Genomic DNA, 16,194 nt, shown 5'->3' on the forward strand with positions numbered 1-16,194 from the left:
GAACATTAAGTAAACATACGCCATCGCTCGCTTCCCACAGGCCATGGGAAGAGGGCAAGCATCCGGGGCGGGCAACCGTCCCGGAACGACCGGCGCGAAGCCATCCGGTTCACACCGACGATGCATCGCGACCGGCTCGGGGGATTATACGCAGGCGGCCCAGCCAAACCGGCCAGTAGCCCTGCCAAGGGGCGAAAACCCAAGGGGCCACCGTCCACCGGGCCAATCCCAGCGCGGGCCTGCGGCGGCCCGCAAATGTGCTGTACCAAGTCCGCCCGGATGCCCGTGGCAGGACGCGCCGGTCGAAACGCTTCTTCCCGATTTCCGTCCGAATAGCGTCAACGAATCCTACAACCCACCGTCACCCTGAACGCGTTCAGCATGACGATCACAAATCCTCCCCTGCAAGGGGAGGGGGACCATCCGAAGGATGGTGGAGGGATGACCCGCTCTCGATAGCGCGATACCCCTCCGTCAGCCCTGCGGGCTGCCACCTCCCCTTGCAGGGGAGGATCGTCGCCACCAGCACCTCCCAATTCACCCCCCAGTCACCATCCCGCCCCCATCCAAAGGGTCTGGCGCCGGAGGGCACCACGGGGATAAGAGGGCGCCATGAAGACGAATTTCCTGATCGGCCTGACGGGCATCCTGTTCGCTGGCGGCCTCGCCGTCGCCCAGACCCCGGCGACCGCGCCCGCCCCCTCCGCGCCGCCGGCCGCCAGCCCGGACAATATGCTCAACCTCGATCTATCGACCGGCGGCCGGGTCGTGATCGAGCTGCGGCCCGACAAGGCACCCAATTCGGTCGAGCGGATCAAGGTGCTGACGCGGCGTGGCTTCTACGATGGCCTCGTCTTCCACCGCGTCATCGAAGGCTTCATGGCGCAGGGCGGCGATCCCAAGGGCGACGGCACCGGCGGCTCCGACCTGCCCGACCTGAAGGCCGAGTTCAACGATCTGCCCCACGTACGCGGCACGATGGCGATGGCGCGCTCGCAATCGCCCGACAGCGCCAACAGCCAATTCTACATCATCCTCTCGCCCAGCTTCACGCTCGACAAGAAATACACCATCATCGGCCGCGTCGTCTCCGGCATGGGCTTCGTCGACCTGCTCGAAAAGGGTGAGCCGCCGGCCAATCCGTCGAAGATCGTGAAGGCCAGCATCGGCGACGCCCTGCCCTATGTGATGCCGGCCCCCACCCCGGCGCCCCAGCCAGCGCCGCCCCCGGCCGCCGCCAAACCCGCTGCGCCCAAGCCCGCGCCGAAGGCCGTGAAGAAGCGCTGATGCGCGTCGATCTCTTCGATTTCGATCTTCCCGCCGACCGCATCGCCCTCCGCCCCGCCACCCCGCGCGATGCGGCGCGGATGCTGGTCGTGCGCGGCGACGTGCTGGCGGATCGCGCCGTCTCCGATCTGCCGAACGAACTGCGCGCGGGCGACCTGCTCGTCTTCAACGACACCCGTGTCATCCCGGCCCAGCTGGAGGGCACGCGCGGCGAGGCCCGCATCGGCGCGACCCTCCACAAGCGTGAGGGGCCGCGCCGCTGGCAGGCGTTCGTCCGCAACGCCAAGCGGCTGAAGGCCGGCGACCGCATCCTCTTCGGCGAAGGCGTCGAGGCCGAAGTCGCCGACAAGCTCGACACCGGCGCGGTGACGCTCGACTTTCTCGGCGACGAACCGGTCGAGATCCTTCTCGAACGCGCCGGCCGCATGCCGCTGCCGCCCTATATCGCCCAGCGCCGCCCCGCCGACGCGCAGGACCGCGCCGATTACCAGACGATGTTCGCCACCCGCGAGGGCGCGGTCGCCGCGCCGACGGCCGCGCTCCACTTCACCGATCGGCTGATGGCGGGTCTGGCGGCGCGCGGTATCGAGCACACCACCCTCACCCTCCACGTCGGCGCCGGCACCTTCCTGCCTGTCAAGGCCGACGATACCGACGATCACCGGATGCACGCCGAATGGGGCCGCATCGACGCCGCCACCGCCGCCCGCATCAACGCCACCCGCGCCGCCGGCAACCGGGTCATCGCCGTCGGCACCACCAGCCTGCGCCTGATCGAAAGCGCCGCCGCCGAGGACGGCCAGGTCCACCCCTTCGAGGGCGACACCGCCATCTTCATCACCCCCGGCTACCGCTTCCGCGGCAGCGACGGCCTGATGACCAACTTCCATTTGCCCAAATCGACGCTGTTCATGCTGGTATCGGCGCTGATGGGCACCGATCGGATGCAGGCGGCCTATGCCCACGCCATCGCCGAAGGCTACCGCTTCTATTCCTACGGCGACGGATCGCTGCTGCTGCCCTGAGGCCCGCGCCGCGCCTGTCAGAATCGGTCAAGCCACGCCCCGCGACCCCGCCTAAATCCCGGCCCATAAGAGTGGGAGGGATATATCCATGGCCGTCACCGTGCTCGACTGTTCCGATATCGATCAATATCTCGGCAAGCCGATCAGCTCTTCGCGCATCCGCGAGCCGATCTCGAACAACGATATCCGCCGCTGGGCGCAGGGGATGCATTACCCCAACCTCCTCCATTACGACCCCACCTTCGCGCAGAAGAGCCGCCACGGCCGGATCGTCGCGCAGCAGAGCTTCCCGGTCGCGATCGACGACGGCATGGGCACCTCACCCGCCTGCGTCGGCTTCATCGCCGATTCCCATCTGCTGTTCGGCGGCGACGAATGGTGGTTCGAGGATCAGCCCGTGTTCGGCGGCGACTGGATCCATAACGAGCGCATCCCCTTCGACTATGTCGTCAAGGAGACCAAGCTGGCCGGCCCCACCTGTTTCCAGCGCGGCGACAATTTCTATCGTAACCAGCATGGCCAGCTGATCGCCAAGCAGCGCTCGACGGCGATCCGCTACAATGCCGCCGCCGGCGCCGCCAACGTCGATACGTCCGAATTCGACGATCCGATCTGGACCCGCGACGACCTCGCCGCGCTCGAGATCCGCAAGGCCGGCTGGATCAGGATGCTGCGCCAGCTTGGCCATCGGGAGCGGTGGTGGGACGACGTGGCCATCAGCGATACGCTGCCCGAGCGCGTCTTCGGCCCGCATTCGATCGCCAGCTTCACCACCGAATGGCGCTCGTGGATCATCAACACCTGGGGCGCGGTGCAGGTGCGCAAGTTCGATATGGAATCCTTCGGCTTCTCGCCGGACATGGCCGGCTGCGAGAATGATCCGGACATGCTGATCGAAAATCCCGAGCTGACCGACGGCGCCTATATCGGCCCGTCGCGTGGTCACCTCTTCCCCGAATTCGCCCGCACCATCGGCATGCCGCGCGGCTATGGCTACGGCGGCGCGATGGGGTCATGGGTGACCGATTTCCTGTCCGGCTGGGCGGGCGAGCACGGCATGGTCGTCCACTCGATCGCCAATTATCGCGGCCCCGCGCTCACCGGCGACATCACGATCCAGACGGCCGAGGTGGTCGACAAGACGGTGGATACCGAGGGTCGCCACCTGATCCACGTCAAGCATCTGATGCGGAATCAGAAGGGCACGACGATGGCGACCGGCACCGCCGAAATCCGCCTGCCGAAGAAACCCGGCTGATCGCGCCGGCCGGCGGACAGCGGCGCGAACACCCTGCGCGCCGCCCGCAAACATCCGCCGGGCGATCGATGGCCACCCCCGCTTGATCGGCCACCCGGCGCGCCCGACACCGGCACGGTCGCGCGCCGCCGCGCCCCGTCTCGTCATCATGAGGTAACAGATCATGGCCGACCCCACCCAGCGCATCGCCCCCATCACCGATGCCGATCGCACCGACGCGGTTCGCGCGATGTTCGCGGCGATCGCGGGCGTCGGCGGATCGGCCAATGTCGACAATCATTTCGTGTTGAAGACGTTCGCGCGTCACCCCGCGCTGACCCAGCCGTTCCTCGTCTTCAACCGCCACCTCCTGTCCACCTCCACCCTGCCCGTCCGCCTCCGCCAGATCGCCATCCTTCGCGTCGCGTGGGTGCGGCGCGCGAAATATATGTGGGCGAGCCATATGCGCATGTCGCTCGGGCTGGGCCTCACCGTCGCCGATATCGAGGCGGCCAAGATCGGCGAGGCCTCCCCGCACTGGGCGGATTTCGAGCGCGTCGTCGTTCGCGCCGCCGATCAACTCATCGCCGGATCGGATGTGGACGACGATCTGTGGGCGTCGCTCACCGCCGGCCTGGCCGACCAGCAGATCATGGACCTGATCTTCACGATCGGCGCCTATACGGGCCTCGCCATGGCGTTCAACGCGATGCGGATCCAGCGCGAGCCCGATCTCGTCGCGCTGGCCGAGGAACTCGGGTCTCCGGCCTGACGCCGCCGCCGCCTCAGCGCGAGTTGCGGACCGCCGCGCCGAACAGGCTGTCAGGCGAACGCCAGTCCTCCCGGACCAGGCGATGGGCGATCAGCCACGCCGCGCCGACCTTGCGGAAACTGTCTATATACAGGCCGGCATGGTCGGCGCCGATGTCGGTCCAGGCGATCCAATAGGTTCGCGCCCGGGCGGTATCGGCGCCGGTCAGGTCGATCTGGCAGGTCGTCAGATGATGGCGCACGAAGCTCGCCCCATGCACGCCGCTCGTCCGCGTCCGCTCCAGCCAGCGGCTCATCCAGTCGCGGATCGCCTCGCGGCCCTCGTAGCGAAAAGCGAAAGCCGGGTCGTCGTGGCGCGTCTCCATGATGCCGTCCGGCGCGAAGCAGGCGACATAATCGTCCACCTTCAGCCGGTCGCCGGCATGGTTGTAGCGCGCCATTGTGTCGCGGATCGCCTCGCGGGCGAGGAACTGGTCGATCGTCATGACCGTCCATCGCCTGCCGCGCGGCGGAAACCCAGAATGTTCGGATAGACCTCGGCAGCATAGCCGGCGATATCGCCGGGGCGGATGCGCAAATTTCTCAATGCCCCGTCAGCGCATCCTCCACCATCCGCCGGGCGATCTCCTCCTCGCCCATGATCGCGACATCCGCGCCCTTCTCCGTTACATGCGCCATATGATCGTGCGTATGGGCGCGGGCGACGATGCGGAGCGTGGGGTTCATCTTGCGCGCCTGTTCGGCCACCTGCCCCGCCTCGAACGGATCGGGGATGGCGACGAAGAGCATCCGCGCCTTCTCGATCCGGGCGCGCGACAGCACGTCGCCCGAGGCGGCGTTGCCGAACACCAGCCGGACATTGTCGTTCGGCTTCGGCAGACCGGCCAGATCCTCCTGCGTCTCGATCAGCACCATCGGCTCGTCCGCCTCGATCAGCGCCTTGGCGACGTAGCGGCCGACCCGGCCGAAGCCGACCAGCACCACCGGGCCTTTGGCCGGCGCGGGCGGCGCCTGCCCCATCGGATGCTCGTCCTCCACGCCCACCGCCTTGCCGACGAACCGATCCGCCAGCACGAACAGCAGGGGATTGAGCAGGATCGAGAGGATCGCGCCCGCCAGGATGAGATTGCGCCCGACCGGCGGCAGCAATTCCAGCTGCGTTCCCAAGGTGGCGAGGATGAAGGAGAATTCGCCGATCTGCGCCAGGCTGGCCGAGATCGTCAGCGCCGTCCGCCGGCCGCGCCCGAAGACCAGCACGATGACGAAGGCCGCGATCGACTTGCCGATCAGGATGATCGCCACCGTCGCCAGCAGCGCCAGCGGCGCATCGAGCAGCACCGACGGATTGAACAGCATCCCCACCGACACGAAGAACAGCACCGCGAAGGCATCGCGCAGGGGCAGCGTCTCCTGCGCCGCCCGCGCGCTCAGCGGCGATTCGGCGAGGATCATGCCGGCGAAGAAGGCGCCCAGCGCGAAGGACACGCCGAACAGCATCGCCGCGCCGAACGCCACCCCCAGCGCCACCGCCAGCACCGACAGGCGAAACAGCTCGCGCGATCCCGAATGCGCCACCAGATGCAGCAGCCACGGAATGAAGCGCCGGCCGGCGATGAGCATGATCGCGACGAAGGCGGCGACCTTGCCGAGCGTGATGGCGATGGTGAGGCCGAGCCCCTGCCCGCCCTCCCCGCCGCCATTGGCTAGCGCCGGGATCAGCACCAGCGCGAGGACCATCACAAGATCCTCGACGATCAGCCACCCGACCGCGATGCGCCCGCGCTCCGTCTCCAGCAGCCGCCGTTCCTGCATCGCGCGCAGCAGCACGACGGTACTCGCCACCGACAGCGCTAGGCCGAAGATCAGGCCGCCGCCGATATCCCAGCCCAGCCACCAGCCGAGCCCCGCGCCCAGCGCCGTCGCCACCGCGATCTGGACGATGGCGCCGGGAATGGCGATGGTCTTCACCGCCAGCAGATCCTTCAGGGAGAAATGCAGGCCCACGCCGAACATCAGCAGGATCACGCCGATCTCGGCCAGTTCGTTGGCGAGTTCCTGATCCGCGACATAGCCCGGCGTGAAAGGGCCGATGAGGATGCCGGCGAACAGATAGCCGACCAGCGGCGGCAGGCGCAGGCGCTGCGCGACCGACCCCATGACGAAGGCCAGGACGATCCCGGCGACGATCGTCGCGATCAGCGGCGTATGGTGCAAATCTTTATCCCTCCCGGTGCGCGCCTCGCTTCGTCTCATCGGGTTCGCGCGCGGTGCGACTTTCTGGTCCGATGCGGCTCATAACTGTGGCGTTTCGATTCCGTTCACCGCAACAATGGTCGCATGGCGCTTCCGATCCATTCCGTCGCGTTCAGCGATTCCCTCGTCATCCTCGGCGCGGCCGGTCTGGTCATCCCGGCGTTCGCGCGGTTTCGCATCAACCCGGTGATCGGCTTCATCCTCGTCGGCGTGCTGGTCGGCCCGGCGGGTCTCGGCCGGCTCGTGCCGAACACCCCGTGGATCTACCATCTCACCATATCCGATCCCCATTCTATCGCCCCGTTCGCGCAATTCGGTATCATCTTGTTGCTGTTCTCGATCGGGCTGGAGCTGTCGTTCGCCCGCCTGTGGCAGATGCGGCGGATGGTGTTCGGGCTGGGCGCGGGGGAGCTGATCCTGTCGGGCCTCGCGCTGGCGGTGGGCTTCTGGCTGTTCGGGCAGAAGCCGGCGGGCGCGCTGGGGCTGGGCTTCGCGCTCGCCCTCTCCTCCACCGCGCTGGTGCTGCCGATGGTCGGCACGCAGAGCCAGGTCGGCCGCCGTGCCTTCGCGATGCTGCTGTTCGAGGATGTGGCGCTGGTGCCGATCATCTTCACCTTGGGCGCGCTGGCCCCGAACGCGCAGGACGCGGGGTGGGACGGGCTCATCAACACCATCCTCGTCGGCACCTTCGCGATCGTGGCCCTGCTGGTGCTGGGCCGGCTGCTGCTGCCCAGGCTGTTCGCGCAGGCCGCGCGCACCAAGAGCCCCGAGCTGTTCCTCGCCGCCAGTCTGCTGGTCGTGATCCTCGCCTCGATCGCGACGACCACGGCGGGGCTGTCGCCGATCGTCGGCGCGCTGCTGGCCGGCATCCTGATCGCCGAGACCGATTATCACAGCGAGGTCGAACTCATCACCGAGCCGTTCAAGGGCCTCGCGCTCGGCGTGTTCCTCATCACGGTGGGGATGAGCGTCGATCTGGCGGTGATCTTCGCCAACTGGCTGGCGCTGCTCGGCGCGGTGGTGGGCGTGGTCGTGGTGAAGGCGGTCATCACCGGCGTGCTGCTGCGCATGAGTGGCGCGCGGCCGGGCATCGCCACCGAAGTCGGCGTGCTGATGTCCTCCCCGTCCGAAACCACCCTGATCGTGCTGGCGACGGGCGTGCAGGCGGGGCTGATCGCGGCCAACACCGCCGCTTTCTGGCAGATCGTCACCGCCATCGGCCTCACCATCACGCCGCTTCTCGCCGGCCTCGGCAAGCAGGCGGCGGCGCGCGTCGACCGGCGGACGCGCGGCGAGGCCGCCGCCGAGGAGGATCTGACCACGGCCGAGGCGCGCACCGTGATCGTCGGCTTCGGCCGGGTCGGCCGGCTCGTCGCGCAGATGCTTCAGGAGCATGCTCTGCCCTATCTGGCGGTGGACGCGAACGTGGACACGATCTCGGCCGCCAAGAAGCGCGGCTATGCCGCCACCTTCGGCGATATCGGCCGGCCGGGAATGATCGAGAAGCTCGATCTCGGCCGCGCCAACGCCGTCATCCTCACGATGGACGATCCGGTCCAGTCGGTGCGCGTGACCCGCCGGGTGCGCGGCGCCTTCCCCGATCTCACCATCGTCGCCCGCGCGCGGGACCCCAATCACGCCGCCGAACTCTATCGCGCCGGCGCCACCGATGCGGTGCCCGAAACGCTCGAAAGCTCGCTCCAGCTGTCGGAGGCGGTGCTGGTCGATCTCGGCCTGGCGATGGGGCCGGTGATCGCCTCGATCCACGAGAAGCGCGCGCAACTGCGGGCCAAGATCATGGACATGGCCAAGGTGACGCGCGAACCCCCGCTGCGCGGCCGCCGCCTGCGCGACGTGACGCCGCGGGGCGAATAGCCGCGACAGCCAACATTTGTACCATCCGGGGGGTGGCCCCTCCCCGGCCGCTTCGCTAGGTCCGCTGCCATGCTGCGCCGTCTCCTGCCCGATCCCTTCATCCTCCTGCTCGTCTCCACCGTCGCGCTGGCGAGTATCTTGCCGGCGAGCGGCGTGGGCGCGCAGATCGTCGGCTGGCTGGCGACGGCGGCGGTGGTGCTGCTGTTCTTCCTCCACGGCGCCAAGCTGCCGCGCGAGGCGGTGATCGCGGGGCTGCGCCACTGGCGGCTGCACCTCACCATCCTGAGCTTCACCTTCCTGATCTTCCCGCTGGTCGGCTTCGGCGCCTCGAAGCTGTTCGCCGGGCTGATGGACCCGGTGTTGTGGACCGGCATCCTCTTCCTCGCCGCGCTCCCTTCCACGGTGCAATCGTCGATCGCGCTCACCTCGCTCGCCAAAGGCAACGTGCCCGGCGCGATCGCCTCGGCCTCGGCCTCGCAGATCCTCGGCATCTTCCTGACGCCGCCGATCATCGGTGTGCTGGCCAGCGCGCACGGCGGCGGGGTCGAGCTGGGCTCGGTCGGCGGCATCCTGCTGCAACTGCTGGCGCCGTTCGTCGCAGGGCATCTGTTGCGGCCGTGGATCGGCGCCTTCGTCGATCGCAACAAGAAATATATCGGCTATTCCGATCGCTCGGCGATCCTGCTGTCGGTCTATTCCGCTTTCTCGGCGGCGGTGATCGAGGGCGTGTGGAGCCGGCTGCCGCTGAAGGAACTGGGCATCCTTTTCCTCGTCTGCGCGGTGCTGCTGGCCGTCATGCTCGGCCTCACCCAGATCGTGACAAAGCTGCTCGGCTTCAATCGCGAGGATCGCATCACCGCCATCTTCTGCGGCACCAAGAAGTCGATCGTCAGCGGCATCCCCATGGCGCGCGTTCTCTTCGCCGGGCCGGATATGGGGCTGATCCTGCTGCCCGTGATGATTTTCCACCAGATGCAGCTCATGGCCTGCGCGTGGCTCGCCCGCCGCTGGGGCCAGGAGACTGCACAGACCTAGGAGTGCGTGCATGAGCCAGGACGTCTATCCCGTGCCGATCGAATGGGCCGAGAAGGCCCGCGTCGACAAGGCCGCCTATGACGCGATGGTCCGCGCCTCGCTGGAGGATGCGGACGCCTTCTGGCTCGATCAGGCCAGGCGGCTCGACTGGATCACGCCGCCGACCAAAGCCAATGAAAGCAGCTTTGCCGAGGAGGATTTCGCCATCCGCTGGTTCGCCGACGGCGAGCTGAACGTCTCGGCGAACTGCCTCGACCGCCATCTCGCCACCCGCGCCGATCAGGTGGCGATCATCTGGGAACCGGACGATCCCGCCGCCGAGCCCCGCCGCATCACCTATGCCGAGCTTCATGCCGAGGTCTGCCGCTTCGCCAATGTGCTGACGGCGCAGGGCGTGAAGAAGGGCGACCGCGTCACCGTCTATCTGCCGATGATCCCCGAGGCGGCGGTGGCGTTGCTCGCCTGCGCCCGCATCGGCGCGGTCCACTCGGTGGTGTTCGGCGGCTTCTCGCCCGAGGCGCTGGCGGGCCGCATCACCGATTGCGACAGTCGCATCGTCATCACCGCCGACGAGGGCCGGCGTGGCGGCAAGACCGTTCCGCTCAAGGCCAATGTCGACAAGGCGGCGGCGCACACGCCCTGCCTCAAATCGGTGATCGTGGTAAAGGCGACCGGCGGCGCGGTGACGATGAGCGAGGGCCGCGACATCTGGTATCACGAGGCCGCCGCGTCCGTGCCCGCGACCTGCGACCCGACACCCATGTCGGCCGAAGACCCGTTGTTCTTGCTCTATACTTCGGGATCGACCGGCAAGCCCAAGGGCGTGCTGCACACCTCCGGCGGCTATCTGCTGTGGGCGGCGATGACGTTCGAGACGGTGTTCGATTATCACCAGGGCCAGGTCTATTGGTGCGCCGCCGATATCGGCTGGGTCACCGGCCACAGCTATATCGTCTACGGGCCGCTGGCGAACGGCGGGACGAGCCTGATGTACGAGGGCGTGCCCAACTGGCCGGATGCCTCGCGCGTGTGGCAGGTGGTCGATCGCCATCAGGTCGAGATCGTCTATCTCGCCCCGACGGCGCTCCGCTCGCTGATGAAGGAAGGCGACCATCTCGTCACCGCGACGAGCCGCAAGTCCCTGAAACTGCTGGGCACGGTCGGCGAGCCGATCAACCCCGAAGCGTGGCGCTGGTATCACGACGTGGTCGGCGAAGGGCGCTGCCCGATCGTCGATACGTGGTGGCAGACCGAGACCGGCGGCCACATGATCACCCCCCTGCCCGGCGCCCATGCGCTCAAGCCCGGCTCCGCCACCGCCCCCTTCTTCGGCGTGGAACCCTATCTGCTCGATCCCGAGGGCAAAAGGCTGGAGGGCAAGGCCGAGGGCAATCTCGTCATCGCCCGATCGTGGCCGGGCCAGATGCGGACGGTGTGGGGCGATCACGATCGCTTCTTCCAGACCTATTTCACGACCTATCCGGGCTATTACACCACCGGCGATGGCGCCCGCCGCGACGAGGACGGATATTGGTGGATCACCGGCCGGGTCGATGACGTCATCAACGTATCGGGTCACCGCATGGGCACCGCCGAGGTCGAAAGCGCGCTGGTGCTGCACGAGGATGTCGCCGAGGCCGCCGTTGTCGGCATGCCGCACGACGTGAAGGGCCAGGGCATATACGCCTACGTCACCCTCAACGCCGGGGTCGAACCGAGCGACGCGCTCCGCAAGACGCTCGTGCAATGGGTACGGCAGGAGATCGGCCCGATCGCCACGCCCGACGCGATCCAGTTCGCCCCCGGCCTCCCGAAAACGCGTTCCGGCAAGATCATGCGCCGCATCCTTCGCAAGATCGCCGAGGGCGACACGAGCGCGGCGGCGCTGGGGGATACCTCGACCCTGGCGGAACCGGCGGTGGTGGAGGATCTGGTGGCGAACCGGGTGGGATAGATCCGGCCCATGTCGTGCTCCTGCGAAGGCAGGAGCCCAGGGTTACCAAGCGCACCGCACGACACCCTGGGTTCCTGCCTTCGCAGGAACACGGCAGCTTGCATGAATAAGGCGTAGCCTCCTCAGGGTTTGCGCAGACGCGCCCACCCTTGCTCCCGCCCCCCACTTCCGCTATGCGCGCGCCTCCCGTCGGGTCATCCCTGGAGGCCGGCGGTTCTATCAATCAAGCGAACTGGAGACATGATATGAGCGATACGCTCACCCTGTCGGCCGAGGCGCGCGAGCGGGCAGGCAAGGGAGCCTCCCGCGCCATGCGTCGCGAAGGCCGCGTCCCCGCCGTTGTGTACGGCAACAAGCAGGAACCCCTCTCGATCCACCTCGAGGAAAAGGCCCTCGTGAAGGCGCTCAGCACGGGCCACTTCATGAACACCGTCGTGATGATCGACGGCGTCGGCCAGGCGATCCGCACGCTGCCGAAGGACGTCCAGTTCCATCCCGTCAGCGATCGCCCGCTGCACGTCGATTTCCTGCGCATCGGCGAGCACACCACCGTCCATGTCGACGTGCCGGTCGTGTTCACCGACGAGGAGCTTTCGCCCGGCATCAAGCGCGGCGGCGTTCTCAACGTCGTCGTCCATGATCTGGGCCTGGTGGTCGACGCCGCCGAGATCCCGAGCGAGATCAGCGTCTCGCTGAAGGGCCTCGAAGTGGGCGACAGCATCCACCTGAGCAACATCACGCTGCCCAAGGGCGCCAAGCCCTACGATCATGACGATGTCACCATCGCCACGATCGTCGCCCCGTCGGCGCTCAAGTCGAGCGAAGGCGAGGCGGAAGCCGAGGCCGAGCCCGAGGCTTAAGCCACAGCTGGTCGCGCTTCGGCGCGGCCGGGATCAGGGCCGGGGATGGGCAGCATCTGCGCCATCCCCGGCCCTTTTTCGTTCGGGGACACAATCTCCGTTCGTGCCGAGCGAAGTCGAGGGACGTGAGGCAGGCGGTGCCGTCCGGGGCACGCCCCTCGACTTCGCTCGGGGCGAACGGTCAGGTTCCAGCAGGATCGGAGGCCGGCGCGTGCAACTCTGGGTGGGGCTCGGCAATCCGGGCGCGCAATATGCGCTTCATCGCCACAATGTCGGCTTCATGGCCGTCGATACCATCGCCGAGGTTCACGGCTTCGATCCGTGGAAGAAGCAGTTTCGCGGGTGGACCGCGCAAGGCCGCATCGGCACCGCGCGCATCCTGCTGCTCAAGCCCGCGACCTTCATGAACGACAGCGGCGTCTCGGTGCGCGAGGCGATGGGCTTCTACAAGCTCGATCTGGCCGCGCTCACCGCCTTCCATGACGAACTCGATCTGGCGCCCTTCAAGGTGAAGGTGAAGACCGGCGGGGGTGCCGCCGGCCACAACGGCCTGCGCTCGATCGACGCGCATCTGGGGCAGGACTATCGCCGCGTCCGCCTCGGCATCGGCCATCCCGGCCATAAGGACCGCGTGACCGGCCATGTGCTGGGCAATTACGCCAAGGCCGAGATGGACCCGCTGGCCGACATGCTGGGCGCCGTCGCCGCCGAGGCGCCGCGTCTGGCGGCCGGCGAGGACGTGCGTTTCATGAATGATGTGGCGCTGCGGCTGGCTTAGCGCCCGAGGACGACGAAGACCGTCAGAACTTCCGCGCGAACGACAGCCGGACGACCTCGCCGATATCGCGCTCGCCGCGCCCGCTGACCTGCTGGCGCAGCATCTGGGCGGAGGCCATCCGCTCCATCGATCCCGTCGCCAGCGGGCGGCGATCGTGATCGACCACCGCGCCCGCCTCGATACCGAGCGTCATGTTGCGCGCCGGGCTCATCGTATAGCCCATCGTCATCGCCGGATTGATGCCGCGCGGCTCGCTGAAGCGGCGGCGGGCGTTGAGCGGATCGACGATCAGCCCCGCGCCAGCCCCGTTCGCCAGCCGCCCCATGCTGCCGCGCGGCTGCTTCGGATCGAAGCGCAACCCCGCCGAGACTCGGAACCCCTCACCCAGCGGCATATAATCCACCATCGAACTCGCCTTGCGCCGCACGAAGGCGCGGTCGCCGGACAGGCCGGGCGCGACCTCGGTGCGCAGCCGCAGCGTGTCCTTGCGATTGAGCGACAGGCCGCCGATGATCGCCGCGGAAGCGGTGGTGATCCCGGTCATGTCCATCACGGGCCGGGCCTGCGCCCCCTGCGCACACCCGGCCGACATCACGCACAATGCAGCAAGCCCCATCCGCATGGCTAAACGTCCTCTGGTAGAAGGTTGGATCGGGTGAATTCCCCCGTCACCCGATCCACTTGCGTGACGCTGCGGGGCGCCGACATGCACATCAAAAAATGACACACCCAGCGATAAGGCGGTGTTTTTTGTCGATCGGCCGAGGTCGTTTCGGTGCCGGTTAACCTTATATGCTCCCGTCACCGCCGCTGGCATTTGCCGCCGAACCCTTCTATCGAGCCGCCACATATCGGCGCGGCGCTCCCGCCCGCGCGTCACCGGATCACGAGGCAAAGCATGGGTTTCCGCTGCGGCATCGTCGGCCTGCCGAACGTCGGCAAGTCGACCCTCTTCAACGCGCTGACCGAGACGGCGGCGGCGCAGGCGGCCAATTACCCCTTCTGCACGATCGAGCCCAATGTCGGCCAAGTCGCAGTGCCCGATCCCCGGCTCGATGCGATCGCCGCCATCGCGGGCTCCGCCAAGATCGTCGAGACGCAGCTGGCCTTCGTCGACATCGCCGGCCTCGTGCGCGGCGCGAGCAAGGGCGAGGGCCTCGGCAACCAGTTCCTCGCCAACATCCGCGAGGTCGACGCCATCGTCCACGTGCTGCGCTGCTTCGAGGATGGCGATGTCACCCATGTCGAGGGCAAGGTCGATCCGATCGCCGATGCCGAGACGGTCGAGACCGAACTGATGCTCTCCGATCTGGAGAGCCTCGAAAAGCGCGTCCCCGCCTTCCAGAAGAAGGCCGCGCAGGGCGACAAGGAGGCCAAGGCCGCCGCGTCGGTGCTGGGCCAGGCGCTCGATTTCCTCCGCGAAGGCCAGCCCGCCCGCCTCACCAAGCCCAAGGATGAGGATGAGGAGCGCATCTTCGCGCAGGCGCAGCTCATCACCGCCAAGCCGGTGCTCTACGTCTGCAACGTCGACGAGGGCGCCGCGGCCGAGGGCAATGATCTTTCGGCCAAGGTGTTCGCCAAGGCGGCGAGCGAGGGCGCCAAGGCCGTCGTCGTCTCCGCCGCGATCGAGGCGGATATCGCCACCATGGCGCCCGAGGATCGCGGCGACTTCCTGAGCGACCTCGGCTTGACGGAGACCGGCCTCGCCCGCGTGATCCGCGCCGGTTACGATCTGCTCCACCTCCTCACCTTCTTCACCGCCGGCCCCAAGGAAGCGCGCGCCTGGACGATCGAGGCGGGCTCCAAGGCGCCGCAGGCGGCGGGCGCGATCCACTCGGATTTCGAGCGCGGCTTCATCCGCGCCGAGACGATCGCCTACACCGATTATGTCGCCTGCAAGGGTGAGGCCGGCGCGCGCGAGAGCGGCAAGCTGCGCTCCGAAGGCAAGGACTATGTCGTCCACGATGGCGACGTGATGCTGTTCCGGTTCAACGTATGAGCGAGGGTGCCGTGAGCGAGGATCGCTATTTCGAGGATTTCGTGGTCGGCGACATCCACCGCTACGGCCGGTTCGAGGTCGAGCGCGGCGAGGTGCTGGATTTCGCGCGCCGCTACGACGCCCAGCCCTTCCACCTCGACGACGCGGCGGCGGCCAAGACCCATTTCGGGCGGCTGGCGGCGAGCGGCTGGCATACGGCGGCCATGTCGATGGCGATGATCGTCGATGCCGGCAATCTGGCGGGCGGCGGCGGGTCGCTCGGCGCGCTGGGCGTCGACAATCTGCGCTGGCTGAAGCCGGTCTATCCGGGCGACGTGCTGCACGCGACGAGCGAGATATTGGAGGCCAACCCCTCCAGATCGACCCCCGGCCGGGGCACGGTGAAGCTGCGCACGACGGTTCTCAACCAGGATGACGAGCCGGTGATGCGCTACGAGGCGATCACCCTGTGGCGGACCCGGCCGGCCGGCTGAGCGGCGCTCAGCGCGGCTTCCAGGTCACCAGCCGCACGACATACCATCCGGCCAGCAGCGCGACCACGCCCAGCGACACTGGCGCCAGATAGCGATCGACATCGGGCGCGCGCTTGCCGAGCTGATAGCCGGCGATCGCCAGCGCGCTCGTCCAGCCGAGCGAGCCGAGCGTGGACCAGATCAGGAAGGGCAGCAGCCGCATCCCGAACAGCCCCGCCGGGATCGACACCAGCGACCGGATCGTCGGCACCATCCGCCCGAGGCACACGAACCACGCCGCATAGCGATCGAAGAAATCGTCCGCCCGCTCGACCGACTGCCAGTCGAGCGTCAGCACCCGGCCGAAACGGCGCACGAAAGTCTGGAACCGCTCCAGCCCCAGCCAGCGGGCGAGGCCGTACCAGAAGAGATTGCCCGTCATCGCGCCCGCCGTACCCGCCACGATCACCAGCGGCAGCGACAGGCTCCCGCTCGCCGCGCGCACGCCCGCCAGCGACATGATGAGTTCGGACGGGATCGGCGGAAACACCGTCTCGATTAGCATCAGCAGGTAAATGGTGCCGTAGCCCGCCTGCCCGATCCATTCGACGATAGGCTCGTTCAAGACCGGGCTCCCTGCCGTGGCGGGGCTACAACGCCTGATCGGC

Annotated in this window: 15 protein-coding genes; 11 read left to right on the top strand and 4 right to left on the bottom strand. The window is 67.8% G+C overall.

Translation table 11 applies throughout. The annotated features are described in order from the left end of the window. Positions 1 to 612: 612 nt before the first annotated feature. The 4 genes from PQ455_RS08620 to PQ455_RS08635 all read left to right on the top strand — a co-directional run bounded on the left by PQ455_RS08620 (position 613) and on the right by PQ455_RS08635 (position 4,321). The gene (locus tag PQ455_RS08620) at positions 613 to 1,287 is read left to right on the top strand and encodes a peptidylprolyl isomerase (protein WP_273690976.1); all 675 of its coding nucleotides are present in this window, start codon (positions 613 to 615) and stop codon (positions 1,285 to 1,287) included. Then, on the top strand, positions 1,287 to 2,312 hold the full coding sequence (gene queA, locus PQ455_RS08625; protein WP_273690978.1) for a tRNA preQ1(34) S-adenosylmethionine ribosyltransferase-isomerase QueA: 1,026 nt from the start codon (positions 1,287 to 1,289) through the stop codon (positions 2,310 to 2,312). Before PQ455_RS08620 ends, queA begins: the two co-directional genes overlap by 1 nt. An 88-nt stretch (positions 2,313 to 2,400) precedes the next feature. Beyond that, entirely contained in the window at positions 2,401 to 3,570 is a 1,170-nt protein-coding gene (locus tag PQ455_RS08630) for an FAS1-like dehydratase domain-containing protein (protein ID WP_273690980.1), read from the top strand. A 163-nt stretch (positions 3,571 to 3,733) separates the two neighbouring features. Beyond that, complete coding sequence (locus PQ455_RS08635) at positions 3,734 to 4,321, top strand: carboxymuconolactone decarboxylase family protein (RefSeq protein WP_273690983.1); 588 nt, start codon at positions 3,734 to 3,736, stop codon at positions 4,319 to 4,321. A gap of 13 nt (positions 4,322 to 4,334) precedes the next feature. Here PQ455_RS08635 and PQ455_RS08640 read toward each other — a convergent pair whose 3' ends face one another. Next, the gene (locus PQ455_RS08640) at positions 4,335 to 4,805 is read right to left on the bottom strand and encodes a nuclear transport factor 2 family protein (protein WP_273690986.1); all 471 of its coding nucleotides are present in this window, start codon (positions 4,803 to 4,805) and stop codon (positions 4,335 to 4,337) included. A gap of 97 nt (positions 4,806 to 4,902) precedes the next feature. Further along, the gene (locus PQ455_RS08645) at positions 4,903 to 6,477 is read right to left on the bottom strand and encodes a cation:proton antiporter domain-containing protein (RefSeq protein WP_273691317.1); all 1,575 of its coding nucleotides are present in this window, start codon (positions 6,475 to 6,477) and stop codon (positions 4,903 to 4,905) included. Positions 6,478 to 6,657: 180 nt separating this feature from the next. Between PQ455_RS08645 and PQ455_RS08650 the strand changes: the two genes are divergently transcribed. The 5 genes from PQ455_RS08650 to pth all read left to right on the top strand — a co-directional run bounded on the left by PQ455_RS08650 (position 6,658) and on the right by pth (position 13,075). Beyond that, positions 6,658 to 8,448 (top strand): cation:proton antiporter domain-containing protein, encoded by a 1,791-nt coding sequence (locus PQ455_RS08650; protein ID WP_273690989.1) that lies wholly within the window; start codon positions 6,658 to 6,660, stop codon positions 8,446 to 8,448. A gap of 69 nt (positions 8,449 to 8,517) precedes the next feature. Further along, complete coding sequence (locus tag PQ455_RS08655; protein WP_273690991.1) at positions 8,518 to 9,483, top strand: bile acid:sodium symporter family protein; 966 nt, start codon at positions 8,518 to 8,520, stop codon at positions 9,481 to 9,483. A gap of 10 nt (positions 9,484 to 9,493) precedes the next feature. Further along, positions 9,494 to 11,437, top strand: coding sequence for an acetate--CoA ligase (acs, locus tag PQ455_RS08660; protein WP_273690993.1), 1,944 nt, complete (start codon positions 9,494 to 9,496; stop codon positions 11,435 to 11,437). Positions 11,438 to 11,682: 245 nt separating this feature from the next. Further along, on the top strand, positions 11,683 to 12,297 hold the full coding sequence (locus PQ455_RS08665; protein ID WP_273690994.1) for a 50S ribosomal protein L25/general stress protein Ctc: 615 nt from the start codon (positions 11,683 to 11,685) through the stop codon (positions 12,295 to 12,297). Positions 12,298 to 12,508: 211 nt separating this feature from the next. Next, the gene (pth, locus tag PQ455_RS08670) at positions 12,509 to 13,075 is read left to right on the top strand and encodes an aminoacyl-tRNA hydrolase (protein WP_273690995.1); all 567 of its coding nucleotides are present in this window, start codon (positions 12,509 to 12,511) and stop codon (positions 13,073 to 13,075) included. A gap of 22 nt (positions 13,076 to 13,097) precedes the next feature. Here pth and PQ455_RS08675 read toward each other — a convergent pair whose 3' ends face one another. Continuing rightward, positions 13,098 to 13,697 (bottom strand): hypothetical protein, encoded by a 600-nt coding sequence (locus PQ455_RS08675; protein WP_273690997.1) that lies wholly within the window; start codon positions 13,695 to 13,697, stop codon positions 13,098 to 13,100. Positions 13,698 to 13,973: 276 nt separating this feature from the next. On the opposite strand from PQ455_RS08675, the gene ychF reads away from it, so the two are divergent. Together ychF and PQ455_RS08685 are read left to right on the top strand one after the other, a co-directional pair. Beyond that, entirely contained in the window at positions 13,974 to 15,074 is a 1,101-nt protein-coding gene (gene ychF, locus PQ455_RS08680) for a redox-regulated ATPase YchF (protein WP_273690999.1), read from the top strand. Then, entirely contained in the window at positions 15,071 to 15,547 is a 477-nt protein-coding gene (locus tag PQ455_RS08685; protein WP_273691002.1) for a MaoC family dehydratase, read from the top strand. The genes ychF and PQ455_RS08685 overlap by 4 nt, the downstream gene beginning before the upstream one ends. A gap of 7 nt (positions 15,548 to 15,554) precedes the next feature. Here the strand turns inward: PQ455_RS08685 and PQ455_RS08690 are convergent, their stop codons facing one another. Continuing rightward, positions 15,555 to 16,151 (bottom strand): DedA family protein, encoded by a 597-nt coding sequence (locus PQ455_RS08690; protein WP_273691005.1) that lies wholly within the window; start codon positions 16,149 to 16,151, stop codon positions 15,555 to 15,557. Positions 16,152 to 16,194 lie beyond the last annotated feature (43 nt).

This window comes from Sphingomonas naphthae, assembly GCF_028607085.1.
Lineage (GTDB): Bacteria > Pseudomonadota > Alphaproteobacteria > Sphingomonadales > Sphingomonadaceae > Sphingomonas_Q > Sphingomonas_Q naphthae.

Coding starts and splice junctions, on each gene's coding strand:
- PQ455_RS08675 (WP_273690997.1), bottom strand. CDS start 13,697: ATGCGGATGGGGCTTGCTGCATTGTGCGTGATGTCGGCCGGGTGTGCG.
- PQ455_RS08620 (WP_273690976.1), top strand. CDS start 613: ATGAAGACGAATTTCCTGATCGGCCTGACGGGCATCCTGTTCGCTGGC.
- ychF (WP_273690999.1), top strand. CDS start 13,974: ATGGGTTTCCGCTGCGGCATCGTCGGCCTGCCGAACGTCGGCAAGTCG.
- PQ455_RS08650 (WP_273690989.1), top strand. CDS start 6,658: ATGGCGCTTCCGATCCATTCCGTCGCGTTCAGCGATTCCCTCGTCATC.
- PQ455_RS08630 (WP_273690980.1), top strand. CDS start 2,401: ATGGCCGTCACCGTGCTCGACTGTTCCGATATCGATCAATATCTCGGC.
- PQ455_RS08685 (WP_273691002.1), top strand. CDS start 15,071: ATGAGCGAGGGTGCCGTGAGCGAGGATCGCTATTTCGAGGATTTCGTG.
- queA (WP_273690978.1), top strand. CDS start 1,287: ATGCGCGTCGATCTCTTCGATTTCGATCTTCCCGCCGACCGCATCGCC.
- PQ455_RS08655 (WP_273690991.1), top strand. CDS start 8,518: ATGCTGCGCCGTCTCCTGCCCGATCCCTTCATCCTCCTGCTCGTCTCC.
- PQ455_RS08635 (WP_273690983.1), top strand. CDS start 3,734: ATGGCCGACCCCACCCAGCGCATCGCCCCCATCACCGATGCCGATCGC.
- PQ455_RS08640 (WP_273690986.1), bottom strand. CDS start 4,805: ATGACGATCGACCAGTTCCTCGCCCGCGAGGCGATCCGCGACACAATG.
- PQ455_RS08645 (WP_273691317.1), bottom strand. CDS start 6,477: ATGGGGTCGGTCGCGCAGCGCCTGCGCCTGCCGCCGCTGGTCGGCTAT.
- PQ455_RS08665 (WP_273690994.1), top strand. CDS start 11,683: ATGAGCGATACGCTCACCCTGTCGGCCGAGGCGCGCGAGCGGGCAGGC.
- acs (WP_273690993.1), top strand. CDS start 9,494: ATGAGCCAGGACGTCTATCCCGTGCCGATCGAATGGGCCGAGAAGGCC.